This window comes from Candidatus Dedyshia acidiphila, assembly GCF_051025295.1.
GTDB lineage: Bacteria > Acidobacteriota > Terriglobia > Terriglobales > Acidobacteriaceae > KBS-83.
The window spans coordinates 1-26259 of record NZ_JBMGJV010000021.1 but is presented as its reverse complement, the minus strand read 5'-3'; the positions used below and the strand labels follow the sequence as shown (position 1 = coordinate 26259).

The following is a 26259-nucleotide window of genomic DNA, read 5'->3' as shown; positions in this document are numbered from 1 at the left end:
GGGGTGTTGGGGCGGCTAGTGGGGATCGAACCCACGACACCCGGTGCCACAGACCGGTGTTCTGCCACTGAACTATAGCCGCCGTGACGTTTCGCGTCGCAACTCTGCGATTGTAACATCGGCTGCGGGGCGCTCCGAAGCCTTGCGGGCTTCGCCAGGAGCGCAGAAAAGGATGCTAATGCGAGCGCAATCCGAGCCGGATCCCGAGATTTTTCCGCCTACTCGTCGAGCGGATGTGCCGGACGGGAGCCGAGCCGCTGGCCGGCTTGGCAGCGGTGCCGACAGACTGTTTCGCGATGAGAATCTGGACCTGCTGAGCCGCGCGCTGGACACGTGGTTTCGCATTCCGGGCACGACGATCCGGTTTGGTCTGGACGGAATTATCGGGCTCGTTCCGGGGATCGGCGATGTGGTCGCGGGGCTGGCGTCGACGGTCATCATCATCGCAGCGTGGGTGCGCGGTGCGGCGTATGTCACGATCGCGCGCATGTTGCTGAACCTCGCGCTCGATGTGATTATCGGCGCGATTCCCTTCCTCGGCGATGCGTTCGATATCGCGTGGAAGGCGAACCGGCGCAACTACGCGCTGCTCGTCCGCCACCTGGAGCAGCCGCGGCAACATCACGCGAGCGACTGGCTGTTCCTGGCTGGGATCGGGCTGCTGGTGTGCGCGATTCTGGCGGTGCCGGTGCTGGTGCTTGCGTGGTTGCTGCACCTTGCGTTCGGGCTGCAGGTGCGGTGACGCAGCGCTAGTAGAGCAGCTTGAGCGAGAACTGAATCTGTCGCGATGTGCCTGCGGTCCGGCTGATGACGCCGAAGCCAGAGCCTGCGAGCACGTTGGCGGGCAGCCCGAGGTTCGCGATGTTGAAGAGGTTGAAGAACTCTGCGCGGAACTGCAGCACGGTCAGCTCGGACCCGCCACGGCGTGTGCCGAGGGGCGTGTCCTTGATGAGCGAGTAATCGAAGTCGTAATACGCAGGACCGCGGAAGCTGTTGCGTGCGAGTGCTCCGAAGCGACCTGCGTTCGGACCCGTGCCGCCGGGCAAATGGACGGGGAGAGAGAAGAAGGAGGTGTTCTGCTCACCGCGGCCGAAGTAGTCTTCGCGGCGACGCTGCGATCCGCCGGCCGACGAGAGATGCGGCTTCGCCACCTGGTCTGGCCGATCGACACCGTTGGAGCCGACGCCGGTCTGCTGCACGCCAGAGTAGATGGTGAACGGTGCGCCGCTGGTGATGGTCGAGATGCTGAGCAGCTCCCAGCCCTTGGTGAGCTTGCGAGGCACATGCGAGAGCAGTGCTGCGCGTTCGAGTCGTAGATCCTGTGCCGCACTGAGCGTGAAGGTATGCGCGACGTCGAAGGTGGACGGGCCCTTCTCACTATGCGTGTCGAAGGGGTTCTGCGGGAGCGCCTGAGCGACGGGTCCGGAGGCGCCGGCGACAAAGCCCCCGGTAACGGCGCTGACGTCGTCGATGGACTTCGACCAGGTGTAGCTGGCCTGCACGCCCGGGCCACCGTGCGGCACGGTTCCCTGCAACGACGTCTGCAGTGCGTGGTAGTCGGAGTGCGAGGTGGAGGTGATGATCATCTCTGTGCCGAAGCCACCGGCAACGTTGCCGGTGTTGTCGAACTCCGTGTAGGGCGCGAATGCCTGGTCGGCACCGGGATAGCCGTTGGGAAAGCTGGATCGCGCGAGGTGAACTGCAGTCGTGCCGACATACGCGGCGTTGGCCGTGAGTCCACCGATGGCTCGTTCGACGGCGAGCGTCCAGGTGCTGAGATAGGCGTTGCCGAAGTTGCGGTCGATGCCGGCCACGTTGAGCGGCGCGATCTGATGGCTGGGCAGCACGGCGGCGACATCACGCTCGTAGCGGTCCACATCCATCGGCGTGTTGGGCGCGACTGCCTTGGGATTGTTGTTGGGAAAGAGATCCTGGCCCGAGGTGCTGTAGGCGCGAGGCAGTTGGCCGGGCTCGATCTGAAATCCGTAAGGCACGGGGACGCCGGGCGTTGACGTGATGCGCGGGTAGATGACGAAGGGCGTGCTGCCGGTCAGCATGTTGTCCTGCCAGATGTTGGGCGGGATGGTGGTGAGGCCGCCGCCTGCGTGGACTGTGGTCTTCGGGGTGGCGCGCCAGTCAAGCTGCACGCGCGGGGCCCATCCGTATCTGTCGCTGACGTAGCCGGGCTGCGGGTTGACGACGAAGGCCTGACCGGGCGGCGTGTTTGCCTGGCGAATCGATGAGGTGCGGTGGGCGCGCTCTTCGATGGGCGAGTAGTACTCGTAGCGCAAGCCGTAGTTGAGCACGAGGGTTGGGCTGATCTTCCAGGCGTCCTGCACGTAGATGTCCCACGCGTTGCGATTGATGGCTGCGGGACCGATGTGCGAACCGTTCGAGAAGTACGAAGGCGCAAGCGCACGCGTGTAGGCGAAGGGGCTGCCACTGAGAAAGGCGGAGAGCGTGTCCGGCAGCGGATCGCCTGGATGAATGACATGCGCGCCGCTGGCGGAGACGAGCTCGGAGCGGGCATATGCGGTGCCGCCGCCGAAGTCGTACTCACCGTTGGGGCTGGTGCCGAAGTAAGTGGTGTCGCGGTTCAGACGCACCTCTCCACCGAAGCGCCAGGCGTGCCGGGGTGTGGTGTACGCGACGCTCTCGCGCAGTGCGAACAGGTTGTTGAACGCGGCGATGACGGAGCCGCCAGCCACGTTGAAGGCCTCATAGAGGCTGTCGTTGAACTTGACGGCGGGATCTGTCTGGTTGGGCGTGACGAATTGCGGCGTGGTGCGCGTGATGCTGAACATCGTGTCGAACAGCCACTGCTTGCCCACACTGCGCGTCCAGTCGAAGGCGAGGTTGCGCTGGCGGTCGACATACTGGATGCCGAAGGTGGGATCGAGCACGGTCTGGTCGGGATTGGTGGTGGGGCCGGTGAGGTTGTCGAACGAGACGCGACCGAAGAAGTGGTTGGCACCGGCCTGGTGATCGACACGCACCGAGAACTGATTGGCGTTGGTGGTCACCTTGGAGGAGGTGGCGTGCGTGTGCACACCGTATGCCCCCTGCGAGTAGTTCGGAAGCGGATAGCGAGCCAGGACTTGCGCGATGGCGGGGTCCACGGGAACGATGAGCGTGTCGCCGGGGTAGGCGGTGCTATCGAGGCCGGCACGCTCGTCAGCGGTGGGCACGGGAAATACCTGCGTGGTGCCGAGCACCTGGCGAAAGCCCTGGTACTCACCGAAGTAGTATGTCCGCTTGCGGCCGTCATAGAGGCGACCCAGCCACACCGGACCGCCGTTGGTGAAGCCGAACTCGTTGCGGCGGAATGGCGGGATGCGCCCCGGGTTGGTGGGCGACGGGAAATCGAAGTAGTTGCGGGCATCGAGCGCCGAGTTTCGCAGGAACTCGAAGACGGAGCCGTGCAGCGCGTCGGTGCCGGAGCGCGTGACGACGTTGGTGTATCCGGCAGCGCCGCGACCGATCTCTGCCGGCATCCAGCCAGAGGTGGACTGGATCTCCTGCACGGCATCCACATTGAAGTTGGTGAAGGTAGCGCCGCCGAGTTCGGGATCGCTCGCGTCGGCACCGTCGAGCGCGAAGGTCGCTTCAACGCCGCGCTGACCGTTGATGGCGAACTGCTGCGTGTAGTTCGCGGCGCCATTCGTATCTGTCGATGTACCGGCAGCGAGGAGGAGAAGCTGTCCGAAGTCGCGCTTATTGAGCGGGATCTCGCTGACCTTGTCACTCGAGAGATTCTCGCCCCCACTCCTTGCGGAGTCTCGCGGCTGCAGGACGAAGGTGAGCACACCGTTCGCAGAGAGGGTCAGCGCAGCGGGGGTAGGCTGCTCTGACAGAACGAGGGGCGCCGCGGCATCCTCACTGCGGCCGTGATCGAGCACGCGAAGGTGATAGGTGCCGGGCTGCAGAGTCTCAAACAAGAAGTGACCGTCAGGGGCGACGTCCGCGCGGAAGTGGCGGTCCGCGGTAGTGAGTTCGACGATCAGTTGGGAGAGAGGTGCGCCAGAGGCAGGTGCGGCATCGGCCCGAGTGACGGTGCCTCGCCAGTGGATCGAGTTGCCCTGGGCCGCGAGGGAGAGCGGGCAGCAGGCCACGAAGCAGAGCGGGAGAAGCGTGACGCGCGGGAGGCGAACGAGGCGGGAGAGAAAGGATGTTGGGCGGGCAAACGACAAGAGCAGCGATCTCCGAAGGGCCGAGGCCCACCCCATGGTATGACGGACTTGCGTGGAGGGCTTGGTACAATCGCATTGCGTCGGGGCGTAGCGCAGTCTGGTAGCGCATCTGCTTTGGGAGCAGAGGGTCGGGGGTTCGAATCCCTCCGCCCCGACCAGCCCTCTCCTTATCTATCCGCACCAATACCGAGAATCCACGATCGCGTCTGCAAACCTGTTCAGACGACGATGACTGAGTGCGTGCGGAGCGATCCGTAAATCTTCTACACCGTTTCTGTGCTGTCTCTCGCAGGAGCCCCCGCCAAAGTTACACGTGTTACTCGCGTGCTGCGTACTTCTGACATGCGTGCGCTCGAAGCGAGCACGAATTACGTCGCAACGACGAGCACATTTTCAAGATGGAACCGCCGGAATGGCATTTCTCGCCAGACTTTACGCGGCTTTCATGTGCATCCTATGCAATAGGAGCACGGGAGAGAGACCTCTCCGGCAGGCGGGCGTGGTCATGCTGATTCTGCTTCGCAAATCTCGCGCTGTCCGGCCTGGTGAGTCTTACGGACCGGAGGCGGCCAGCTTCAACGAGGCACTCGGCGAGCCGAGCTCCGAGAGAGCGGCACATCGCGCGGCAGGCGATACCGGGAGTCGAGGTCATCGCCGGACGCATGCGCGAACGGAACGCCACACCATGAGCCATGGGACGGACGCAGCGATGGCGGACTCTGTGTCGCTGGTGAAGGCACGGGTGTTGCTGCGAGTAGTACGCAGGAACTGCTCGATTGCGTGGAGCACACTTCTAGGCCGAGCCGAGAGCTGCTGACTAACCCAAGCGGGTCCGCATCACCCTTATGCAGTTCGATCTTCCGTCCAGTCCACACCCGCAGCAGACCGCGGCGTCTCTCAAGAGAACGCAGCCGCATCGTAGCTAGCAGAGGTAGCTATGGACGGCTATAGGGTTCAGGACAGTGAGGTAGTTCCCCTCGACCGGATTGCGGCGGGCGTGCGCGGTTTGCGCATTGTGTTTGTGAATGTGTTCGGCATCTCTCGCCCGGATGGCTCCTGGACGCTGATCGATGCCGGCATTCCGGGGAGTGCGAGTCGGATTCGTCACTGGGCAGAGCACACTTACTCAAGGCCACCGGATGCTCTGGTGCTGACGCATGGCCACTTCGACCATGTGAGCGCCGCGCCAGAGTTGATGCAGCACTGGGATGTGCCGATCTATGCGCACGCGCTGGAGTTTCCGTACCTGACGGGGCGGCATGAGTATCCGGCGCCGAACGTGGGTGCGGGTGGGGGCGCGATGTCTCTGCTATCCCCGCTGTATCCGCGTGGCCCGGTCGACCTGGGCACGCGCCTGCGCGAGATTCCGGTGAGCGGGGAGATACCGGAGTTAGCCGGATGGCAGGTGATCGAGACGCCTGGACATACGCCGGGACACGTTTCTTTTTTCCGCGCAGAGGATCGCTGCCTGCTCCCTGGCGACGCCTTCTGCACGACGAAGCCGGAAGCGTTCTTCGAGGCTGCGGTGACGCAATCGCCGGAGTTGCACGGGCCGCCCGCGTACTTCACGTCTAACTGGGAGGCCGCGAAGGCCTCGGTCGCGAAGCTCGCGATGCTGGAGCCGGCAATCCTTGCACCGGGGCATGGGAAGCCGCTGGCAGGTGAAGCGGCGACGGAGCAGTTGCATGGGCTGGCGCGCGGATTCGATACGGCGGCTGTGCCTGAGAACAGACGACATCCCGAGGTCGCCTGAGCTGCACTGCAGAAGTGAACTCGACTTACATCAGCATTCTTGAAATGACAGGAGAGTCTCAGTGGCCACATCTGCTTCAGCCCAGGACGAGAAACAACAGCACCAACCGGCCGTGCTGCTGATTGCCCAAGTGCGTGCTCACCTGGTCAGTGGCGAGTCGTTGGAGTTACTGCCGATCCAGCATGAGCGCGATGTGAAGCACGAAGTGGAGTCGCTGGTGCAGAGCTGGTCGGAGTCCGGCTTTCTGCTGCATGGCCGGTATCTTTATCCGTGGCACGAGGTACGGCGGATTGAGGTGGTCAGCGTGGAAGAGCTGCCTGCGGCGCTGGCGCACCAGCGACTGAACGAGCTGCTGGGGAACGATCGTGCGCGGGTGCAGGAGTCATTCTGGCGCACACGGCATGAGGAAGGTCAGGGCGACGAGAAGAAGCATTGACGCCGCCCTGCGAAAGTTCCACGTGATCTGATCGATCAGCGCTGACCAGCGGCGCCCGTTGAAGAGTTCGCGGACAGCCATTGCTGCAGGTTGCTCTGCTGTTCCGAGCGGAGAGCGATGCAGTCGTTGATCGCATTCTTCGCACGATTGAGAGCCGAGGCAGAGGAGGGGACCTGATGCGTGGCGAAGAACTGCGTCACTTCGTCGCGCTTCTCTGCACTGCAGAAGACACCGGTGGATGCGACCACGCCGCCGCCACTGGCCGTGGTGAACTGTGCTGAGACCTTCGGCCAGTTCTGCTGAATGTAGTCCCAGGTGTTCTGCTGATTCTGCGTGTTCTGGAGTGCGATGCTGAACAGCCGCGCGGAGTCCTGATTGCGCACCTTGCCCGAGACGGCGTAGTCCAGAGCACGCCGACTCAGAGCAGGATCGTCGAAGCGCGCGAGTTCGTAGAGGGCTTGGGTGGATAGCACGGGATCTTTCGATGTCTCTGCGGTTTTCTGCAGGAGATCGAAGAAGGTCGCATCGCCGTGCTTCGCCGCGACACCGAGAGCTGCCTCGGCGAGCGTGGGGTTCACGTTTCCAGAGCCGGCGAGATACTGAGTGGCGATCGTGCGGCTCTGCTCGATGACCTTGGGATCATCGGCGATCCCGCCAAGCAGGCCGAAGAGATCGGCGCGGAGTTGCTGCTGCGCTGGCGTGTCTGTAGCGCTCGGCTGGCCGAGGCTGGCGAGGCGCGGCTGATAGGTGGAGACGATCCAGCGAGAGAGTTGTTGCCGCTCTGCAGGTGTCGATGCCACGCGTGTCCATAGAGTGACGAGGCCACCATTGAGGCTCTCGACCAGGGTTGGACTGCTATCGTCTTTGAGGCTTGCAGCGAGGCTGAGGTAGTCGCCGGCGGTGCGCTTACCGGCGCGCATGAGAGCCAATTGATCGCCAGCAAAACGGATTCGCTCGGGGGCACTCAGCGCCTGTTCGGCATGCGCAAGAATCGCCTTGTAATCCTCCGGCGCGTACGCGGAGCGGTAGTAGCCGGTGGCGCCGCGATCTGCGAAGAAGGGCGTCGCGTCCGAGCCCTTCAGGTCGGCGTGGTCGCCGCTGACCAGGTCACACTGCTTGCCGCTTGTGCCGTTCAGGATGCAGACGGGCACGGTCCAGGTCTGATCGCTGTGTTCGGGAGCGTTCTGTGGGTTGAGGAAGAAGCGGCTCTGCGTGACGGACGCGGCGCCGTTTTCGCGCTTGCCGAAGGTCAGCAGCGGAACACCCGGCTGGGTGATGAAGCTCTCCATGATCTTGTCGACGGGCTTGTGGCTGTTGGCGGTTTGCGCGCTCCAGAAATCTTCTGCTGTCGCGTTTCCGTAAAGGTGGGCCGCCAGATAGTTATGAATGCCCTGCCGGAACGCCTCCTCGCCTACATAGTTTTCGACCATGTGGAGAATGGACGCGCCCTTCTGGTAGGTAATGCCGTCGAACATCTCATTGATTTCGTCCGGCGTATTTGCCTCGGCACGAATAGTGCGCGTGGTGCGCTGCGAATCGAGGTTCATGGCGCCGTTCAAGGAGGCGGCGACGTTGTCCTCGATGTGCCACTCCGGCTTCCACGCCTCGAGCGGCTTGTTCGACATCCAGGTAGCGAAGCCCTCATTCAGCCAGATGTTGTTCCACCAGGCCATGGTGACCATGTCTCCAAACCACTGATGGGCCATCTCATGCGCGATGACGGAGGCGACTTCCATACGGGCCGACTCAGGCGCGTTCTTTTCGTCGACCAGCATTGCGGGCTCGCGATAGGTGATGGCCCCGAAGTTTTCCATGGCGCCGGCTTCGAAGTCGGGGATGCCGATCATGTCGAGTTTCGGCATGGGGTAGCGAATGCCGAAGTAGGAGTTGTAGTAGTGGAGGATGTACTCCGCCGAAGTGACGGCGAAATGTGCGTACTGCACATGTTCCGGCGTGGCGCAGGCGCGGATGGGAACGCCGTCGCTCGAGCCGGAGGTGCAGGCGAAGTTGCCGACGAGCACCGCGACGAGATAGGTCGACATTTTCGGCGTCGGGGCAAACTGCACGGTGTGCTCGCCGGCAGAGGGGCCGGGCTTATCGGCGATGGTGTTCGCGTTCGAGATCACCATGTCGTCCTTCGGCGCGGTCACGGTGATCGCGAAGGTCGCCTTGTAGCCAGGCTCGTCAAAGGAGGGGAAGGCGCGCCGTGCGTCGGTGCTCTCGAACTGCGTGACGGCGTAACGGCGACCATTCGCCTTGGATAAGTAGAAGCCGCGCAACTTATCGTTCAGGATGCCGGTGTAGGCGATTTTGAGCTTGATCGGGCCGGCCGGGAGTGGCCTGGGAAAGGTGAAGGTGGCCTGCTGCTTCGGCTCGTCCAGCGTGACTTTGGCCGTTACTGCGCTGCCTGCCGCAGTCGCTGTGACAGATTGGAACTGGATCTCGAGCGCGTTCAGCGTGATCGTGTCAGCGGCGTTCGCCAGCGATACATCGATGGTTTCATCACCGCCGAAGGTGGCCTTGTCGAGATCCGGCGTGAGGTGGAGAGTGTAGTGCTCCGGGCGCACGTTGTCGGGCAGACGCTGGGCGTGGATCGATGAGGCAGAGCACGCAAGGAGAACAGCGCTCGAGAGAAGAAGGCTGCGGCGCACCGCAGAGACAAGAAGCGACATGGACGACCTCAAGAGCCAGAATCAGCCCGGGGGGGAACTCGGGCACAACCAATCAATGTAAAGGAAGAGTGGGCAGCGAGCGATTGTGACTTATATCTCGCGGTAGTCGAGCAGAACGACACCGACCATCATCAGGGCGATCGGCCAGACATACGCGGCGATGCGGCGTGCGCGCACCTGCTCGGGCGGCAGCCGTAACTCGAGCCAACGCGCCCAGCCGGCAAGTGCTGCGCACAAGGCAAGCGCACTGTGGGTGATCTCGGCGAGCAGTTCGTCTCGGCCGGTCGTGGAGCTGTGGCTGTGCGTGAGGAGCAGCGCGCCGCCAAGCACGCACATCGCGGGGAATGCGTACCGGGCCCACGCTCTGCGCAACGCGCCCAACTGCACCATGCCTTCGAAGACGGCGAAGGCAAGGATGAGCAGGGCGGCGAGGCGATGCTCAAGCACATCGGGCGCGAAGAAGCTGCCCCAGAAGGGGCGTGGTCCGAGTGGCCAATTTTCAGGATCTGCGCGAAGCAGGATAAAGAGCGCAAGGCCGGCAAAGCTGAGCGGCCAAAGGCGCGCCCAACGCAATGTGTTTGAGCGGCTGGCCAGCGCGAGCGCACCCGCGAGCAGGACGACCAGGCCGGCCCAATGGTGGTTGTACTCCGACCATGCGCGATCGTTGGCATCGCTGTCGGCAGTCTTGCCAAATTGCACTTGCTGCACGGCCTGGTCGAGGCTGGTGGGCGGAGCGAGCGCCTGGAGCGGCGGACTGTGGAGGCGAGGCGCTTCCCAGTGCAGGCGCGCTTCGATGTCCGCCCACGTGAGCCGGCCCTGCACGATGTCGATGGCGGGCGGCTGCGACGTGAGTGAGGCGGCGACCAGAATGGCGGTGAGGCCGAGGCCGAGTTCGACCTCGGCGAAACGGCGGATGCGCAACAGCAGCGGTTGCGGGGCGCGGTCGATCTCACGCACGGCGTACCAGTGGCAGCACCGAGCGAGAGCATGAGCGCGAGCAGGCAAACCTTGACCAGCACCATGACGCCGTAGGTGGTGCCGTAGAGTCCGTCGACTGTGCCGACATAGGCCCACGCAAGGCCGAGGCCTGCGGCGACCAGCGATGTGGCGGCAGCCAGCGCCATCGCGGAGTAGCGGCGGAGGATGCGTCGCGCGACCGGCAGATCTTCTGTTCGACGGAGCGTGACGATCAGGAATGGCATGGCGCCGACCCAAGCGGCAGTGCCAAGGTGGTGCGCGCTGGTGAGCAGCAGCAGCCATGCTCGATGTTGCATCTGGGCGGCCGCATGGCTGAGTGAGACGAGTGCCGCGGTGAGACCGAGGGCGAGTGAGAGCAACAGCACACGGATCGCACGGTGCTGGAGCGCTTGCCCACGCGCCAGTGCGAAGACCAGCAACGCACACAGAGCAGCGGACGCCTGCGCCAGCAGCGGGCCGGCAGAGACGGCTTCGCGAACGCTGACGCCTGCGCTGCCGACGAGGATGGCCGCCGCGAGAAGAAACGAGAGCACGAGAGCAGCAGCGATGGAGACGGCCGCGATGCGCAGCCCGCGGAGAGACGCCGCGAGCGCGGGCGCAGGTGAGCCGGCGGGGAGGGCGACGACGAGGACGAACAGGACGCCACCGACGAGCAGCGACTCAAGCGCAAGGATGATTGCGTGCAGCAGGACAGAGAGCAGATCGAAGTCGTTCAGCAGCCAGATCAAGCAGCGATGACCCGTTCCGCACCAGTGGATGCGCGCAGGGCTAAGCGGGACTGCGGAGGGTGTCGGTTACTCGGAATAGTCAGGCTACTCAACGTGAAACTGCAGAGTGCCCCGCGTGATATGGCCATCGACGGAAAGGACCTGCCACTGCACCTGGTAGTCACCCGAGCGCGAAAGATCTGTTTGCGTCGCGAGAATGTTGACGGCGCTTTTTGGCGCGAGCGGAAGTGTCTGGCGTGTGCCGTCCGGCCGAACGAGCACGAGCGTCGAGCGCGCAGCATCGATGCGCGAGTTATAGGTGAGCGTGATGGTCTGCGGACCTGGCTTGATGCTGGTATGGTCCGCGGGCGTGGACCGCACAAGCACGGCGTGGGCCCAGAGAGAACCCGGCAGCAGGAGCAGGAGGCAGGCGAGATGCACTACGTAACTCAGCCCGCGGCGTTTCGCTGCGGAGGCCTTGGCGGGGGTTGTGAGCGCAGTGTCATCCTTCAACGGATGCCGCCCGCTCGGAGTGCCCGCTGAGTTCTGTAGCTCGTGCTTCGGCGAAGGCCGCAGCGCCGATCAGCGCAGCGCGGCTTTCGAGGATGATGCGCACCGGGGTCTGCACGAGCAGGTCGCTGAGGCGACCTTTGTCAGTGAAGGCGCGCATGAAGGAACCATCCTGGAGCTTTCTGAGGATCTTCGGGGCGATGCCGCCGCCCAGGTAGACACCGCCGATGGCGAGGATCTTGAGGACAAGATTGCCGGTTTCGGCGCCGTAGGCACTCACGACCATGTCGAGCGTCTTGACGCAGAGCTCGTTCTGGCCTGCTTCGCCGACTTCGCCAATCACAGCATTCGGATCTTCTGTTTCCATGCGCTCGCGCAGCCACTTCGGCTCGTCCATCTTCTGATCGTCACGCAGGTACTCGTAGACGCTCTTGATGCCGACGCCGGCGATGACGCGCTCATAGCTGACGCGTCCGCCGAGCTTCTTCTGCAGATAGCGCAGCAACCCGATCTCGTCCTCATTGCGTGGGGCGAAGTCGCAGTGACCGCCTTCGGACGCCATGGGAATGTGCCGCTTGCCGTTCCAAATGATGAAGGCCTCGCCGAGGCCGGTGCCGGCGGAGATGAGAGCGCGATTGCCCGCGGCGCTCGGATCACCAGGGCTGAGCGTGAAGATCTGTTCGGACTTGAGCTCCGGGATGCCGTAGCCGTTGGCTTCGAGATCGTTGATCAGGAAGAGATGGTCGATGCCGAGATCGAGCGAGAGCTTGCGGCTGTCGAGCGTCCAGGGAAGGTTGGTGAGCCGCAGCACACCATGGCGCACGGGGCCGGGCACGCCGAAGCAGGCAGCCGAGATCTGACCTTCCTGCTTGTACTGACTCAGGAACGTGCGGACGATCTCTTCGAGCCCGGCGTAGTCCTTCGCCGGATAGCGCTCCTCGGCCAGGTGATGCAGGTTTCCATCCTGAAAATCGAACAGCGCGAGCGCGACTTTGGTGCCACCGACGTCGCCAGCAAGAATCAATGCGTGACCTCCAGCACTCCTCGGCCGGTTGCGTCGGGCGGGGGCAGCAGCGCCGCCGCATCGCGGTCCAGCAGCAGTGTCAGCCGTCCAGAGGCCGGTCGGATCAGCTGCGAGGGGAGTGCTTCGGGATCGTAGCCGCCGAGAAACACGCGGCGCAAGACCTCTGCCTTGGCGGCGCCCTTGAGGAGGAAGGAGACATCGTGCGCCTGGTTGATGACGGGCCAGGTCAGGGTCAGCCGCCAGGTGTCCTTCTGCGGGACCTGGTTGGCGACGGCGATGCGGCCGAGCTCATGCAGAGCCTCGGTGTGCGGGAAGAGCGACGCGGTGTGGCCGTCGTCGCCCATGCCGAGGGAGATGAGCTGGAAGATGGGCATCTGCGCGCCTTCGAGGCGAAAGACACCGCGGATCGCCGACTCATACTTGGCTGCGGCCTCTTCCGGATCGAGTTCGCCGGCGAAGCGATGCACCTGCGAGGGCTCGATGGGAACGCGGCTGAGCAGGGCGCGCTCGGCCATGCCGTAGTTGCTGTCCGGATTGTCGGGCGGCACGCTGCGCTCGTCGACGAAGAAGAACCCGAGCCGCTCCCAGGGGACCAATGCTCGATAGGGCTTTGTGTCATCGGCGAGGAGCTCGAAGATCGCTTTCGGCGTGGTGCCGCCGGAGAAGGCGATGTTGATCTGCTGCACGATGGGCACGGTGGAGCCAAACTCCGCGAGGCGGTTCGCGTAGTAGTCGGTTGCGCCCTCGGTGAACGCATCGCCATTGTCGAAGACGTGGTACTCGACGCGGATCGGCCTGGGCACGGCTACTCCCTCCGCCAGGCGCGGCCATCGCGCCCGAGCAGCTCGTCGGCTGCCTTGGGTCCCCAGGTGCCGGCTGCGTAATTGGGCAGGTCGGTGGGTTTGTTTGCCTCCCACTTCTCAAGCACGGGAGTCAGCAGCGACCAGGTTGCTTCGACGCCTTCGCGGTGGGCGAACAGGGTGGCGTCGCCAAGCATGGCATCGAGCAGGAGGCGCTCGTAACCGTTGGCCGAGTTTTTGCCGAAGGCCTGCGAGTAGTCGAAGTTCATGATGACCGGACAGACTTCCATGTTCGGACTGGGCACCTTCGCGCCAAAGCGGAGGGAGATGCCTTCGTTCGGCTGGATGCGCATGCTGATGATGTTCGGCTGGATTTCGCTGCACTGGCCGCCCAGGTCCTTGAAAAGTAACTGAGGCGGTTGCTTGAACTGGATGGCGATCTCGGTCGATCGCTTGGCCAGGCGCTTGCCTGCCCGGATATAGAAGGGAACGCCCGCCCAGCGCCAGTTGTCGATCTCGACTCGCAGGGCGGCATAGGTCTCGCGCACCGAGTTCGGATCGACGCGCTCCTCCTGCCGGTAGCCCTTGACGTCCTGATCCTTCACCTTGCCCGGGCCGTACTGGCCGCGGACTGTGTCCTCGAGCGGGATGGGCTGAATGGCGCGCCAGACTTTGACCTTCTCACGCCGGAGCGCGTCGGCCTCGAAGGAGACGGGCGGCTCCATGGCGACGAAGGAGAGCAGTTCCATGACGTGGTTCTGGATGACATCGCGGAGTGCGCCGGCGCTTTCGTAGAAGGGCCCGCGGCCTTCGATGCCGATCTCTTCGGCTGCCGTGATCTGCACGTGATCGATGTAGTTACGATTCCAGACCGGCTCGAACATGCCGTTGGCGAAGCGGAAGACGAGGATGTTCTGCACCGTCTCCTTGCCGAGATAGTGATCGATGCGGAAGACCTGCTCTTCGCGGAAGACCGAATTGACATCGTCATTCAGCTTGCGCGCGGACTCGAGGTCGTGACCGAACGGCTTCTCGATAATGCAGTGAACGGTTCCCTTCTGCGGCTGCGCCATCTTCTGTTCGCCGAGCTGGTTCATGATGTCGGCGAAGTACTCGGGCGCGACGGCGAGGTAGAAGAGACGGTTGCCCTTGGTTCCCTGCTTCTGGTCGATCTGGTCTAACAACTTCTTGAGGTTGGCGTAGCCTTCATGATCGTCGAAATCCATCTGGTGATAGCTCACCTTCTGGATGAATTCATTCAGCTTCGCGTCGTCCGCCTTGACGCCGCCGAATTCAACGATGCCTTCACGCATGTCCTTCGCGAAGCCGTCGCCGAGCGGACGCCGCGCCACGCCGACCACCGCAAACTGCTGCGGCAGCAGGCCCGCCTGCTCGAGATGAAACAGGGCCGGCAGCAGCTTGCGTTTCGTCAGGTCACCCGACGCGCCAAAGATGACGACCACGGTGGGCTCGGGGGTACGCTCGTGTCCGCGCGCACGCTTGATTGTCTCGGGATCGACCTGGGCCTGTGTCACCGCTGCTGCTGCCATTTGCATCCTCCTGCTCGATTCTGGTTAGAGCCGACCGACTTAGGCCTTCTTGATGGCGTGTCCGCCGAACGCGTTGCGCATGATGGCGAGCATGCGGTCGGAGAAGTTGTTGTCTTCCCGCGAACGGATGCGACGAATCAGCGATTCGGTGATGACGGGCGCGGAGACGTTGAGGTCGATGGCTTCCATGACGGTCCAGCGCCCTTCGCCCGAGTCGACCACGTAGGCTTCGAGGCCATCGAGTTTCGGATTCTTCTGGAGCGCTTCGGTGGTGAGGTCGAGCAGCCACGAACGAATGACCGAACCGTAGCGCCAGATCTCGCCAATCTGTGCCAAGTCGAAGTGCATTTCTTCCTTGTGCTCGAGGATGGAGAAGCCCTCGGCGTAGGCCTGCATCATGCCGTACTCGATGGCGTTGTGCACCATCTTGACGTAGTGACCGGCGCCTGCCGGTCCGACACGACCCCAGCCCTGATCCTTGCCGGGCGCGAGCGTTTCGAAGATGGGCCGGAGGTGGTTCACAACATCCTCGGGACCGCCCACCATCATGCTGTAACCCTCTTTGAGTCCCCACACGCCGCCGGACGTGCCGCAGTCGACAAAGTGGAAGCCCTTGGCCTCCTCGGCCTTGGCGCGGCGCTGGGTGTCCTTGTAGTTCGAGTTACCGCCATCGATAAAGATGTCGCCCTTTTCCATCAGCGGCTCGAGCTTGGCGATGGTCTCATCCACGGGATCGCCCGATGGAACCATAAGCCAGATCGCGCGTGGCGTCTTGAGGCCCTTCACCAGATCTTCGAGGGTATGGACACCCTTCGAGCCATCGCTGGTCAGCTTGTTGACGACGTCGTTGTTGAAGTCGAAGCCGACGACGGTGTGACCGCCCTCGCGCAGGCGCGTCGCCATGTTGAAGCCCATCTTGCCCAGACCGATCATTCCCAATTCCATCGTGTCTCCTCTCAGCTTCCGCTGCTCACGCTTGTCGAAACTCTTAGTTCAATCGCACACCGAGTGCGCGAAGGCTCTCGGTTAACTGCTGCTCGCCCTTGTACTGGATCGCATGCATGCCGACAGATGCTGCGGCTGCACAGTTCTTCTCCCGATCGTCGATGAAGCAGCAGGCTTCCGGGGCAACATGGAGCAGCGCGGCCCCGGTGGTGAAGATGCGCGGCTCCGGCTTGCGCATTCCAAGATACGCGGAGCAGAAGAATCCATCGAAAAACTGCGCCAGCCCGAAGGTATCGATGCGGTAGTCATTGAGCGGGCCCGACTCGTTGTTGAGCATCGCCATCTTGAGCCCGCTGTGCTGCCGCGCCGCGGTGATGACGTTGCGCGCGCCGCCGGGCAGCCACTGCGACTCGCGCCACAGGGCAGCAAGAAACTGCTCTGGCGTGAAGCTGCGCTCTTTGAAGAAGACGGTCTGCTCGAGGAATTGCCGATCGCTGATCTCGCCTCGCTCCCAGCGGTCGTTCGCCTCTTCGTGACGCGGCTCGTACTCAGCGCGATCGATTGAGAACTGCGCGAGCACGCGGGCGCGCTCTTCATGATCCCAGCCATTGGTAAGCAGAACGCCACCGATGTCCCAATAGATAGCCTGGATGCGTGCGTCGCCGGGGGCTGGCTGGTGCGGGGATGCTTCCGTGGGCATGATGGCGAATCCGTTCGTTCCTGCTCGCTCGCTGGCCTATGGATGCGGCGAGGACCGCGATAGACGCAGTCCCCGCATGGGTTTGTGAGGTGGTTTGGCGGTCCGGTTGCAGCTATCGTGTGCCGACCGGCTCGGGTGTGCCCTTACTCGAGGAGGCGGTGGTCTCGTGCTGATAGCGATCGAGCAGCTTCTTCGCGCGCTGGTAGACGCCCTCTGCATTGAAGCCGAGCTTTTCAAGCACGGTGGTGCCGGGAGCCGAGGCGCCGAAGCGATCGAGCCCGATGACATCTCCGTGACGGCCGACCCACTTCCACCAGCCGAGCGGCGAACCGGCCTCGATAGCGAGCTTGGGCAGATGATCCGGGAAGATCGAGTCCTTGTAGGCTTCGTCCTGCTGCTCGAAGAGACGCCAGCTCGGCATCGAGATCACGCGCGTCGGAATGCCCTCACTGCTGAGGCGCTTCGCGGCTTCGATGGCGGGCCAGACTTCAGCGCCGGTGCCGACGATCAGCAGCTTCGGCTGCTCGCCACCCTGCTCGACGATATAGGCGCCCTTGGCCACGTTTGCCATGACGTTCAGCTTGGCTGCATCGAGAATGGGCAGGTCCTGGCGAGAGAGCGCCATGAAGGACGGCGCCTTGGTCTCGAGCGCAACCTTCCAGACGGCGGCTGTCTCATTCGCATCCGCGGGCCGCAGATCGATCAGGTTGGGCGTGGCGCGCAGCATCATGAGCTGCTCGATGGGCTGGTGCGTGGGGCCGTCTTCGCCGAGGCCGATGGAGTCGTGCGTGAACACGAAGATGGAGTGCGACTTCATGATGGCCGCGATGCGCAGCGCCGGCTTGGCGTAATCGACGAAGTTGAAGAAGGTGGAGCCGTAGGGGATAAGGCCGCCGTGCACGGCCATGCCGTTGACCATGGCGCACATGGCGAACTCGCGCACGCCGAAGAACACGTTGCGACCTGCGGGGTCGACGTGGAAGTTGCCGCCGTCTTTGAAGATGGTCTTGGTGGAGGTGGTGAGGTCGGCGGCGCGCCGAAGACTTCGGGGACGACCTTGCCGAACGCGTTCATGACGGTGTTGCCGGCACTGCGGGTGGCGATGGGCTTGGCGGTCGCTTCGAAGACGGGGAGCGACTTCTCCCAGCCGTCCGGCAGCTTCTGTTCATCGATGGTGCGGCGGAACTGGCCGGCGAGTTCGGGGAACTCCTTCGCGTAGCGCGCGAAGACATCGTTCCAGCCCTGCTCTTCCTTCGCGCCCTTGTCGACGGCTTCGAGCCAATGCTTGGCGGCGTCCTCGGGAACGTAGAAGGTCTTGTCCGCGGGCCAGTTCAGCTTCTCTTTCGTCTTCGTGACGTCTTCTGCGCCGAGCGGCTCGCCGTGGGCTTTGTTGGTGCCGGCCTTAGGGCTGCCGTAGCCGATCACCGTGCGCACCGCGATCATCGAGGGCTTGTCTGTAACTGCCTTGGCGGCTTCGATGGCCTTGCCGATGGCTTCGAGGTCATTGCCGTCTTCGACGATCTGGGTGTGCCAGTGATAGGCGTCGAAGCGCTTGAGCACGTCTTCAGTGAAGGAGAGCTCAGTCGGGCCGTCGAGCGAGATGAGGTTGTCGTCGTAGAGGACGATTGTCTTGCCAAGCGCAAGTGTGCCCGCGAGCGAGGCGGCCTCGTGCGAGACGCCCTCCATCAGGTCGCCATCGCCGCACAGGATGTAGGTGTAGTGGTCGACGATGTCGTAACCGGGTTTGTTATAGACCGCCGCGAGGTGCCGCTCTGCCGCGGCCATGCCGATGCCCATTGCGAAGCCCTGGCCGAGTGGACCGGTGGTCACCTCAACGCCGTCCGTGTCGCCGTACTCGGGATGACCGGGCGTGCGCGAATGCCACTGGCGGAACGACTGCAGGTCATCGATGGTGACGTCGTAGCCGGACAGGTGGAGCACGCCGTAGAGCAGCGCCGACGCGTGGCCGTTCGAGAGCACGAAGCGATCGCGGTTCGCCCACTTCGAGTGCTTCGGATTGTGCCGCATGTAATTGTGAAAGAGCAGGTAGGCGATGGGAGCATCGCCGAGCGGCGCGCCAGGGTGGCCGCTGTTCGCCTTCTGGACCGCGTCGACGGCGAGAAAGCGCAGTGCGTTGATGGCTGTTTGCTGAATGTCACTCATGTGCGGGCTCGCTTTCTTTCAGTGGGGTTGCGGGCGCTGCGCGTTCGCGTTTCTGCGAGACAGGCGGGAACAGCGCGTGCAATCGATTCGGGACCTTCATCTTGACACCGCGCCAAGGGCGCGCACCACTCAACTCTACATGCTCTGCAGCCGTGTCTGATGACAAGGGTGTCCACAGGTCGGCGAGGCAACCATTGTGCGGATTGCGCACACCAAGAGGCGTGCTAATCGCCACGTGTTGCCCCACCTCGTTCGATGAGCACGCGGAAGTTTCGTCCCTCCCAGCGCGCCTGTCCCGGCCAGTAGAACGTGAACTCGAGCGCGTCGCCGGCGCCGGGCGGGAGGTCGGCATAGAAGCCTGCTGCCGCGACACTGGTGGCACGAATGGACCCCGTCGTCTGCCAGCTATCCCCGGACCATGACAGCTCGAAGGCGTTCTCTGCCTCGATGCGGAGCTTCCGCGTGACTGCCATACGCGCGACCTGCCGGTCGAGGCGCCAGACCTCATGATTGGCGTGCGAGCGCGGCTGACGATAGCGTTCGGCGACCGGCTCGACGCGGTCGAAGACGCGGCCGTCGGTGGCGGAGCGCAGCAGCTTGATGTACTCGGCGTGCGCCCACACGAGCGGCATGGCAGAGCCGGTGGGGCGGCCTTTGAACATGCCGCAGGGCGGGCAGTCCTCGCCATCCCAGACCTGCTCGGGCAGCATGTGGCCTGTGGAGGCGAAGCCCTCGATGGTGCGGATCAGGTCCGCGACCTTGCGGCCGCGCGCGAGTTCATAGTGAGCGCGCTCGCCGGTGAGCAAAGGCCAGCAGTTGCCCTGTCCCCAGCCGTCGAACGGCGCGCCGTCGGGGTGGTTGCCGTAGCCATCGTGGTTGTAGCGGCGGAAGCCCGGACCCTGCGGAAGCTCGCGCCGGATGACCGCATCGGCCACTTTCACGCTGGCCGCGATGAGCGGATCATCCGCGGGACGAACGCCGTAGCGGACGAGTTCGAGGAAGCCACCGTCAACGACGGCGCGCGCTTCGAATTCGTAGCGCTCGCCGGGCGCGCGATTGGCGATACGGATCGTCTCCGTGCCGGGGCCTCTATGGATGTACGGCTCAGCGCCGGCAGGCTCCGCGGGGCGGATGCGCATGTAGTGCTCGCGGACCTCGGGAACCAGGATGCCATCGTTGGTAGCGGTCCAGTCTTCGAGGTGCGATTCGATCCAGTCGGCCTGCTCTTCGAGGAAGGCGGCCAGCTCCGGCCGGTGACGGGAGCGGAGCAGGTCAGCAGCGCAGACGAGCGCGGTGACGACCACGGCCAGCGTAGAGGGCGAGTAGCCGGCGCATTCCTCCCAGCGCTCCTGCATGGTGACCGGCGCATGGCGCACCAGGAAGGCGGCAGCGCGTTCGATGAAGGGCATGGGGTCGAAGATGCCGAGTGCGTCGAGCTTCCACAAACGCCAGGCGAGCAGGATGGGGAACGCGGTCTCGTCGAGCTGGACGCCCGACCAGTAGGGCGCGCCATTGACCCAGAAGTTCTGGGGGAAGCTGCCGTCGGCCTTCTGCGTGACAGCGAGATAGGTGAGGGCGCGCATGGCGCTCGACTGGTGATCGCAGGCGAGCAGAGCAGTCGCGGTCTGGGTCATGTCGCGGGTCCAGACCAGGTGATAGCCGCCCAGGTCGCTGTCGGACCGCGCCTGCCCCCAGGGGATGGAGGCCGAGGCGATGAACGCGCCGGCGTAAGTTTTGTCTTCGTGGGAGAGCAGGACCTGGTAGCTGGTGTTGAGCAATTCGCCGCCATCCTGCGCCGCACCGGCCAGCTTGACCACCGGCTTGACGCGCTCCCACTGCACGATGAAGCGGGACAACTGCTCGTCGAAGGGCACATTGAGCGAGCCGACGGTACGGGTCAGCGCGGAGTGCGGAGCCGAGCCGAAGCCGACGGAGAGCAGGAAGTGCGGGTGCGCGGCGACATCGATCTCGCCGGTGAGCGCGATGTTGCCGTTGAGCGCCGACCCGTAATGCCAGCGCATGCCGTAGTGACGAGTGACATCCTGGTAGCCGTCGCTGGCGCCGACAAAGCCGCAGCTAGCGTTGGAGAATCCGCCATCGACCGCCATGGCCAGTGCGGCGTTGCCCTTCCAGGCGAGCAGCATGGTGCGGCCGGCGACATCGAGCACGCGGCCACTGTTGTCGGCTCCGCCGACCTCAAGATGCGGCGCGAGCAGGGCGTAGACCTTCAGCTTGCGCAGCAGCTCGGGCGGGGCCTCGACGGTGACGTCGATCAGCAGCACCGGCGCGTGCGGGTCGCTGATGACGCGCTTGATCAGCCGATAGCGTCCCCCGGGGTCGCTGTTGATGATGCGAACCGCGGGAGCATGCGGGGCGATGTAGGAGAAGTCGTGGACGAGGTCGCGCTTCTCCTCGTGAACGAACGTGTCACCGTCGGTGATGAGGAACTCGAGGTCGCGGATCTGGGGGCGATCGATGGTGGGGTGATAGATCTCGTTGACGGTGCCGTGCGACAAGGTCCACCAGACCTTGCTCGAGGCCGAGTAAGCAGTGCCGACCACATCCTTCTGGCTGGAGGTCCATCGCGGCTCGAGCCCGGGCGCGCCGGGCGCCTCGCCGTGACCATCGATCCAGCGGTACAGCACTGAGTTCTCGCTCACTCGCTTTGCATCCTCTCCACTTTCTTAGCCATCGTCGGCGGTACCAGGCGCCGGCACAAGAGCCAGTCTGCACTGCCACCGGGAACTCACCGCGATTCACCGCGCATTCATACAGCGGGGTGTGGCTGCCAGACATAAGAGCACGGGAAACGGATTTGGTTTCAGAGGACTTGCGAGTTGGCGTCGGGGTCTGCACGGAAGCCGCAGTCGCGCATGGCGTGCTGGATCTCCCGGTTTTTCATGAATGTCTCCCAGACGAACTGGCTGCGGAGATTTTCGGCCATCAGCAGGCCGATGCCGACGTCGATGCCGATAACATCTTCGGCGAACCAGCCGGCGGTGGGTTGGAAGGCGTCGACGAAGCCGTAGCGCTGGTAGACGCGGTCGCCATAGCGCTGCCGCATGTTGAGCAGGACGTGGGTGCACTCCGCGGGCAGAAAGACGACGGAGCCGGCACAGGCGCAGGGCACCAGAGTGCCGTCGGGCTGACCCATCTCGGGTGGTCCGCCCCAGACGCGGTAGCCCTGCCGCGAGTCCGAGGCCGAGATGCCCCACAGGTCCTGATCGATCCAAGGGAACTTGCTGCCGAGCACGAGGCACCAGAGCTGGTGGGCGCGGGTGGCGGCGATGGAGTTGGTGAAGTAGTTGGCGTGCTTATCGCGGACGCCGCGGTAGTCACACCAGGCCTGCGGGTATTGATGGATGAAGAGCGGCGCCACGCCGGTGATGTAGTCGATGCCGCCATAGGGCACGATGGGGCGCTGCAGCGCCTCCCAGCTTGCGGCCGTGACGGGATGCGTGGGCGAGCCGATGGCCAGCAGGTACATGGTGGTCAGCTCGGCGTAGATGTCCCAGCGATGGCGCAGGAAGCCCTGCTCCGGCAGCCAGCCCATGGAGAGCGTGTCGCCGCCGTTGAGCATCCACTGCCAGTCGACGCGGCGGTAGAGCGTGGTCGCCAGATTAGCGATGCGAGCGTTGCCGTCGAAGTAGGTGCGGCAGTGCAGGATGCCGCACATGAGCAGCGCCGTGTCGATGGAGGACAGCTCGGAGTTGAACATCCGCTTGCCGCTCTCCCAGTCGATGAAGTGGTAGAGGAAGCCGTGCTCGTGCGGGCAGTCGTTCAGCAGGTAGGCGAGTGTCTTCTCGACGCGCTGCTCACAGTCGAGCGGGCGGAGGTAGTGGCGTTTGTGCGCGATGCACATGGCGCTGAGGCCGAAGCCGGTGGAAGCGATGGAAGCGGCGCGGCTGAGCGAGCGGCCATTCGACGGGGCGCGGTCGCGCACCAGGCCAGTCTTGGGGTGAGCTTCGTTGTAGAAGAAGTCGCAGTTGCGACCCTCCATGTCATCGAGCAGCGCCTCCGCAGCCTTGGGCACCTGCGTGAGCGGCCGGTTGATGAAGACGCCGGGGGGATGGCGATACTGCTCGGCCGCCTGCTCCTGCGGTTTCGGGGCCGTGCTGCCGGCCGGCGGAGCAGGCTGATTCTGCAGCGCGCTGGCGACAGTGGCGGGAGCCCCCAGCGCCAGCACGCCGGCGGCCCCGGCATCGCGCAGCAGATCGCGTCGAGTTATGCGTCGTCTTGGCAAACGGTCCGAAGGTCCAGCGCAACAGCAAATCCGGGAGCCGGCAAGCGGACTGCTCGAGCGCGGGAGCCCTGCAATCTAGACTCGCACGGAACCCGATCATTTGCAGCAGCATGACGAGACGCACACAGGTAGTGAGACCGGCGGCGCTGCTCGCGCATCTCCTCTTTGTGTATACAAAGAGATGCTGAGACGCGGCATGGCGCCGCTGTACGGCATGCTCGTTCTGGCATCACATCGGCCGCAGATTCGGCCCCCAGCCCAAGACACCCGCAAGGAGGACTCCCTTGGCCTACGAAGTGCCACCGCTTCCCTACGACTACGCCGCGCTCGAGCCGCATATTGACGAAGCGACGATGAAGCTGCACCACGATAAGCACCACGCGGCTTATGTGACCAAGCTGAACGGCGCCGTGGACAAGCATCCAGAGCTCGGCAACCAGAGCCCGGAAGAGCTGATCCGCAATCTCTCGAAGGTGCCCGACGATGTGCGCGGAGTGGTGCGCAACAACGGCGGCGGCCACCTGAACCACTCGATGTTCTGGGAGATCATGAAGCCGCACGGCGGCGGCGAGCCGACGGGCGCGATCGCGGACCAGATCAGGAAGGACTTCGGTTCGTTCGAAACCTTCAAGACGCAGTTCGAGGAAAAGACCGCGGCGCAGTTCGGCGCCGGCTGGGGCTGGCTGGTTTGGTCCGGCGGCAAGCTGGAGATCGTAACCACGCCCAACCAGGACAACCCGATCAGTGAAGGCAAGTACCCGGTGTTGGGCAATGATGTGTGGGAGCACGCGTACTACCTGAAGTACCAGAACAAGCGCCCCGACTACCTGAAGGCCTGGTGGAACACGGTGAACTGGGACAACGTGAACGAGCGCTTCCAGAAGGCGAAGCAGAGCTAGACGTCCAGCAGAAGCGGACAGCAGAAAGCCCCGGCACGGTGCCGGGGCTTTTTGCGTGCAAGGCAGTTGTTATTCGGTTTCGGAGTCAAGCAGCTGACCAGTAATCGGGTTGAGGAACAGTGGCGCATTCTTGCCCTTCCCCTTGTCATCGAAGTCGAAGAGGCCGTTCAGAGTGCCGGCGATGGCATCGGCCGAGCCGTTGCCGATGCGTCCGAGGTTCCAGTTGTCTTCGATGAAGCGGGTGATGGATGCCTGATCCGTAACGCGGTGGTCGATGTAGTTTTTCTTCGCGTACGGCGAGATCACGAGCAGCGGCAGACGCGGACCGTAACCGCAGCGTCCGTTCTGCACACCAGTATCGCCGGTAGCCTTCGGGGTGCCGCAGTTGCCGGCGCCGAGAAGCTGATCCTCAGCCACGTTCGACTGGTGCACGATCGGGCCCATCACGTGGTCGTACCAGCCATCGGAATCGTCGTACGCGACGATGACCGCTGTTTCCTTCCACTCCGGGCTGCGCTCGATGGCGTTGATCGTCTCGGCGAGGAACTTCTGTTCGTCGAGCGGATCCGAGTAGCCGGCGTGCGCATCTTCAATCGCCCGCGCCTTAAGGAAGCTGACTGCCGGAAGATTGTTCGCGTTCAGCGCCGAGAAGAAGTCGTTGATGTCGTACTGGTGGTTGGCGGCATCGGAGGCATGGCCGATCAGGGCCACCGACGTGGGGCGGGTGTGGTTCGGGTTGGACGTCGACTTCCAGTACTGGAAGAAGGCGTGGTGCGGAATGTAATCGCCAGTCGTCAGCCCGGTGATGCCGGTCGAGACATGCGCGCAATCCGCGAAGCCGCCCATGAAGGAGCCCCACGTCACGCCTGCCTTGTTGAGCAGGTCGCCCACGTTCTCACCGCTCATCCTGATCTGCGCGCGCTTGGGGTTCGAGCAGACATCGTCAGCCGGATCGGGGTCGCCGATCACAGCGCCAGTCGTTGCGCCATTCGCGATGTTGCCGTTCGGGGAAAGGCCATTCGTGATGGTGGCGGCATACGTGGTGCCCGCGACCAGGTTGAGCAGTCCAGGGGTGGACGGGCCAAAGCTGGTGCCGTACGAGTTGTCGCTCATCGCGTAGTGCTGCGCGTAGTTCCAGAGGGCAGTGACGGTGTTGCCGTCGTAGTAGCCGAGCGTGCTGTTTGGCCCGAGCACCGGATCGTTGCAGCTGAAGTTGCGCCCGTTGGGCAGCGGCGAGGTAAAGCGATCCATCAGGCCGCCATGGAAGGCAAACTGTTCGTCGCCGTAGCCGTGGTCCTGATCGCAGGTATTCGGCACGCTGCGGTCGATGCGAAACGGATTGGCGCCATTCGGATTGGCGGTCAGCAGCCCGGCGCTCAACAGGGTGTTGGCCCGCGGCGTGTCACGCCTCGCCTGGCCGAAGTAGACCGTGCTGTTCTTGTTGGGCTGCGCGTGCGGGTAAGTGCCGAAGTAGTGGTCGAACGACACGTTCTCCTGAAAGATGACGACGACGTGCTTGATGGGCGTGCGGGTCGGGAAGTCATCGTTCTGTGCCAGAACTGGGGCTGCAGTAGATGCCACGACGCAAAGTGCTGCGCTGAGCGCGATGGCCTTCCGCGCGATTTCGTAAGTCATGCTTGTCTCCTTGAGAACAGACCGCTGGCTCCGGCGCAATGCCGAAGCGGATCGCCCGGCTGGCGCCCGGGAGAGAAGTCCTCAGGAGAGAAGCCGGAGCAGAACCATCCGCCCCGACTATCGATAGGTGGTGCGAGTTGCGATGCGATGAAAAATGGCGACGGCTTCAGCGGAGTTCACAGTAAATTCATGCGGATTCCGGCGTTTCATTCCTTTCATCAGGTGCGAACTGGCAATTATTTCAAGTCCTGCTCACTGAAGATCTTCCACTGGGAGCCTTCCTTTTTGAGGTACAGCACTGAGCGGATGAGGTGCTCAACTGTTCCCTGCTGATCCGTAGTGAGGACGTCCTTCATCAATCGGACTTTTACTTCATCTGGGGACTGATCTTCGAACGCGACGACCTTAGGCACGAACGTGACGACCCTGCGACTGTCCCGCCGGAACAAGTTCGTCAGATAGTCACGAACGTATTCTCTCGAGACATGGCGACGAAGGAAGTAGCGGTCCATCTCGGCTGCATAACAGTCGGCGAGCGTGGCGGGATCGTTGGACTCTTCCGCACGGGCCCATGCACTTAGCGCGTTCGAAATCGATGAATCCTCACCGTTCGCTACGGGCGGCGCACTCATCCGAGGGACAGCGGCAATTGCACCATTCTCGCCAGCAGGCGCGGCTGCTTTGATCCATTGCGATTGGACCAGCGGCTTCCAATAGATCTTGCCGGCCAGAGCATCCGGTGGCAATTCGAGAAGGACAGCTTCCGTGTCGTAGTCAACGAGCATGAGCTTGTCGAGCCGGTGGGAGGGTAAATCGCCCTGACCGACAACGACGAGGCGGTTTGCGCGCGCCTCCCGCATTTCCTGTTGCCTCAACTCGTCAGCAGATGGACCCGGGTCACAGGCAAACTGGATCTGAGCGCGAACTTTTTTTCAACTCAGCCGGGTCAGAGCATTCAGACGAAGAATGCCCAAGATTTTGGCATACGTTTTTGAGTTGCTGATCGCAGGATTTTGCCTGCACTTGATCAGGAAGGGTCGCTTCGATTTGCGGC

18 protein-coding genes, 2 tRNA genes and 2 pseudogenes are annotated in these 26259 nt (G+C 63.5%); 6 read left to right on the top strand and 16 right to left on the bottom strand.

Features of this window, described 5'->3' with window-relative positions; all coding sequences use genetic code 11:
- Positions 1–7: 7 nt before the first annotated feature.
- Positions 8–82 (bottom strand) — tRNA-His (locus AC5IJH_RS10335).
- 96 nt (positions 83–178) lie between these two features.
- Between AC5IJH_RS10335 and AC5IJH_RS10330 the strand changes: the two genes are divergently transcribed.
- Entirely contained in the window at positions 179–742 is a 564-nt protein-coding gene (locus tag AC5IJH_RS10330; RefSeq protein WP_491902733.1) for a DUF4112 domain-containing protein, read from the top strand.
- A gap of 7 nt (positions 743–749) precedes the next feature.
- Here AC5IJH_RS10330 and AC5IJH_RS10325 read toward each other — a convergent pair whose 3' ends face one another.
- Positions 750–4112 carry a TonB-dependent receptor gene (locus AC5IJH_RS10325; protein WP_491902732.1) on the bottom strand — a complete coding sequence of 1121 codons (3363 nt, stop codon included), beginning with the start codon at positions 4110–4112 and terminating at the stop codon, positions 750–752.
- 159 nt (positions 4113–4271) lie between these two features.
- On the opposite strand from AC5IJH_RS10325, the gene AC5IJH_RS10320 reads away from it, so the two are divergent.
- The 3 genes from AC5IJH_RS10320 to AC5IJH_RS10310 all read left to right on the top strand — a co-directional run bounded on the left by AC5IJH_RS10320 (position 4272) and on the right by AC5IJH_RS10310 (position 6379).
- Positions 4272–4348: transfer RNA gene (locus tag AC5IJH_RS10320), tRNA-Pro, on the top strand.
- 779 nt (positions 4349–5127) lie between these two features.
- Positions 5128–5943 (top strand): MBL fold metallo-hydrolase, encoded by an 816-nt coding sequence (locus tag AC5IJH_RS10315; protein WP_491902731.1) that lies wholly within the window; start codon positions 5128–5130, stop codon positions 5941–5943.
- A 61-nt stretch (positions 5944–6004) separates the two neighbouring features.
- Positions 6005–6379 (top strand): hypothetical protein, encoded by a 375-nt coding sequence (locus AC5IJH_RS10310; RefSeq protein ID WP_491902730.1) that lies wholly within the window; start codon positions 6005–6007, stop codon positions 6377–6379.
- 35 nt (positions 6380–6414) lie between these two features.
- Here AC5IJH_RS10310 and AC5IJH_RS10305 read toward each other — a convergent pair whose 3' ends face one another.
- The 3 genes and pseudogenes from AC5IJH_RS10305 to AC5IJH_RS10295 all read right to left on the bottom strand — a co-directional run.
- Positions 6415–9051 (bottom strand): M1 family metallopeptidase, encoded by a 2637-nt coding sequence (locus tag AC5IJH_RS10305; protein ID WP_491902729.1) that lies wholly within the window; start codon positions 9049–9051, stop codon positions 6415–6417.
- 90 nt (positions 9052–9141) lie between these two features.
- The gene (locus AC5IJH_RS10300) at positions 9142–10008 is read right to left on the bottom strand and encodes a hypothetical protein (protein WP_491902779.1); all 867 of its coding nucleotides are present in this window, start codon (positions 10006–10008) and stop codon (positions 9142–9144) included.
- A 47-nt stretch (positions 10009–10055) separates the two neighbouring features.
- Positions 10056–10175: pseudogene (locus AC5IJH_RS10295) on the bottom strand (copper transporter); the annotation flags it as partial.
- Positions 10176–10406: 231 nt separating this feature from the next.
- On the opposite strand from AC5IJH_RS10295, the gene AC5IJH_RS10290 reads away from it, so the two are divergent.
- Positions 10407–10634 carry a hypothetical protein gene (locus AC5IJH_RS10290; protein WP_491902778.1) on the top strand — a complete coding sequence of 76 codons (228 nt, stop codon included), beginning with the start codon at positions 10407–10409 and terminating at the stop codon, positions 10632–10634.
- Between the two features lie 207 nt (positions 10635–10841).
- Here the strand turns inward: AC5IJH_RS10290 and AC5IJH_RS10285 are convergent, their stop codons facing one another.
- The 9 genes and pseudogenes from AC5IJH_RS10285 to AC5IJH_RS10245 form a co-directional block, all read right to left on the bottom strand.
- Positions 10842–11249, bottom strand: a complete 408-nt coding sequence (locus tag AC5IJH_RS10285) for a copper resistance CopC family protein (RefSeq protein WP_491902728.1) — start codon at positions 11247–11249, stop codon at positions 10842–10844.
- Entirely contained in the window at positions 11239–12270 is a 1032-nt protein-coding gene (gene glk / locus AC5IJH_RS10280; protein WP_491902727.1) for a glucokinase, read from the bottom strand. The genes AC5IJH_RS10285 and glk overlap by 11 nt, the downstream gene beginning before the upstream one ends.
- Complete coding sequence (gene pgl, locus AC5IJH_RS10275) at positions 12267–13073, bottom strand: 6-phosphogluconolactonase (RefSeq protein WP_491902726.1); 807 nt, start codon at positions 13071–13073, stop codon at positions 12267–12269. The genes glk and pgl overlap by 4 nt, the downstream gene beginning before the upstream one ends.
- A 2-nt stretch (positions 13074–13075) precedes the next feature.
- Positions 13076–14620, bottom strand: coding sequence for a glucose-6-phosphate dehydrogenase (gene zwf, locus AC5IJH_RS10270; RefSeq protein ID WP_491902725.1), 1545 nt, complete (start codon positions 14618–14620; stop codon positions 13076–13078).
- Positions 14621–14659: 39 nt separating this feature from the next.
- Positions 14660–15565 (bottom strand): phosphogluconate dehydrogenase (NAD(+)-dependent, decarboxylating), encoded by a 906-nt coding sequence (gnd, locus tag AC5IJH_RS10265; RefSeq protein WP_491902724.1) that lies wholly within the window; start codon positions 15563–15565, stop codon positions 14660–14662.
- A gap of 43 nt (positions 15566–15608) precedes the next feature.
- Positions 15609–16265 carry an HAD family hydrolase gene (locus tag AC5IJH_RS10260; RefSeq protein WP_491902723.1) on the bottom strand — a complete coding sequence of 219 codons (657 nt, stop codon included), beginning with the start codon at positions 16263–16265 and terminating at the stop codon, positions 15609–15611.
- Positions 16266–16377: 112 nt separating this feature from the next.
- Positions 16378–18428: pseudogene (tkt, locus tag AC5IJH_RS10255) on the bottom strand (transketolase).
- A gap of 224 nt (positions 18429–18652) precedes the next feature.
- Positions 18653–21088, bottom strand: a complete 2436-nt coding sequence (locus AC5IJH_RS10250; RefSeq protein WP_491902722.1) for a glycoside hydrolase family 15 protein — start codon at positions 21086–21088, stop codon at positions 18653–18655.
- A gap of 161 nt (positions 21089–21249) precedes the next feature.
- Entirely contained in the window at positions 21250–22671 is a 1422-nt protein-coding gene (locus AC5IJH_RS10245; protein WP_491902721.1) for a glucoamylase family protein, read from the bottom strand.
- Positions 22672–22955: 284 nt separating this feature from the next.
- Here AC5IJH_RS10245 and AC5IJH_RS10240 point away from each other — a divergent pair, with 284 nt between their 5' ends.
- Entirely contained in the window at positions 22956–23570 is a 615-nt protein-coding gene (locus tag AC5IJH_RS10240) for a superoxide dismutase (RefSeq protein ID WP_491902720.1), read from the top strand.
- A gap of 69 nt (positions 23571–23639) precedes the next feature.
- Here AC5IJH_RS10240 and AC5IJH_RS10235 read toward each other — a convergent pair whose 3' ends face one another.
- Both AC5IJH_RS10235 and AC5IJH_RS10230 read right to left on the bottom strand, forming a co-directional pair.
- A complete protein-coding gene (locus AC5IJH_RS10235; RefSeq protein WP_491902719.1) occupies positions 23640–25205 on the bottom strand; it encodes a phospholipase C in 1566 nt (521 codons plus the stop codon).
- A gap of 236 nt (positions 25206–25441) precedes the next feature.
- Complete coding sequence (locus AC5IJH_RS10230) at positions 25442–26080, bottom strand: hypothetical protein (protein ID WP_491902718.1); 639 nt, start codon at positions 26078–26080, stop codon at positions 25442–25444.
- Between the last annotated feature and the right edge of the window lie 179 nt (positions 26081–26259).

Coding starts and splice junctions, on each gene's coding strand:
- AC5IJH_RS10330 (WP_491902733.1), top strand. CDS start 179: ATGCGAGCGCAATCCGAGCCGGATCCCGAGATTTTTCCGCCTACTCGT.
- AC5IJH_RS10315 (WP_491902731.1), top strand. CDS start 5,128: ATGGACGGCTATAGGGTTCAGGACAGTGAGGTAGTTCCCCTCGACCGG.
- AC5IJH_RS10305 (WP_491902729.1), bottom strand. CDS start 9,051: ATGTCGCTTCTTGTCTCTGCGGTGCGCCGCAGCCTTCTTCTCTCGAGC.
- zwf (WP_491902725.1), bottom strand. CDS start 14,620: ATGGCAGCAGCAGCGGTGACACAGGCCCAGGTCGATCCCGAGACAATC.
- gnd (WP_491902724.1), bottom strand. CDS start 15,565: ATGGAATTGGGAATGATCGGTCTGGGCAAGATGGGCTTCAACATGGCG.
- AC5IJH_RS10260 (WP_491902723.1), bottom strand. CDS start 16,265: ATGCCCACGGAAGCATCCCCGCACCAGCCAGCCCCCGGCGACGCACGC.
- AC5IJH_RS10235 (WP_491902719.1), bottom strand. CDS start 25,205: ATGACTTACGAAATCGCGCGGAAGGCCATCGCGCTCAGCGCAGCACTT.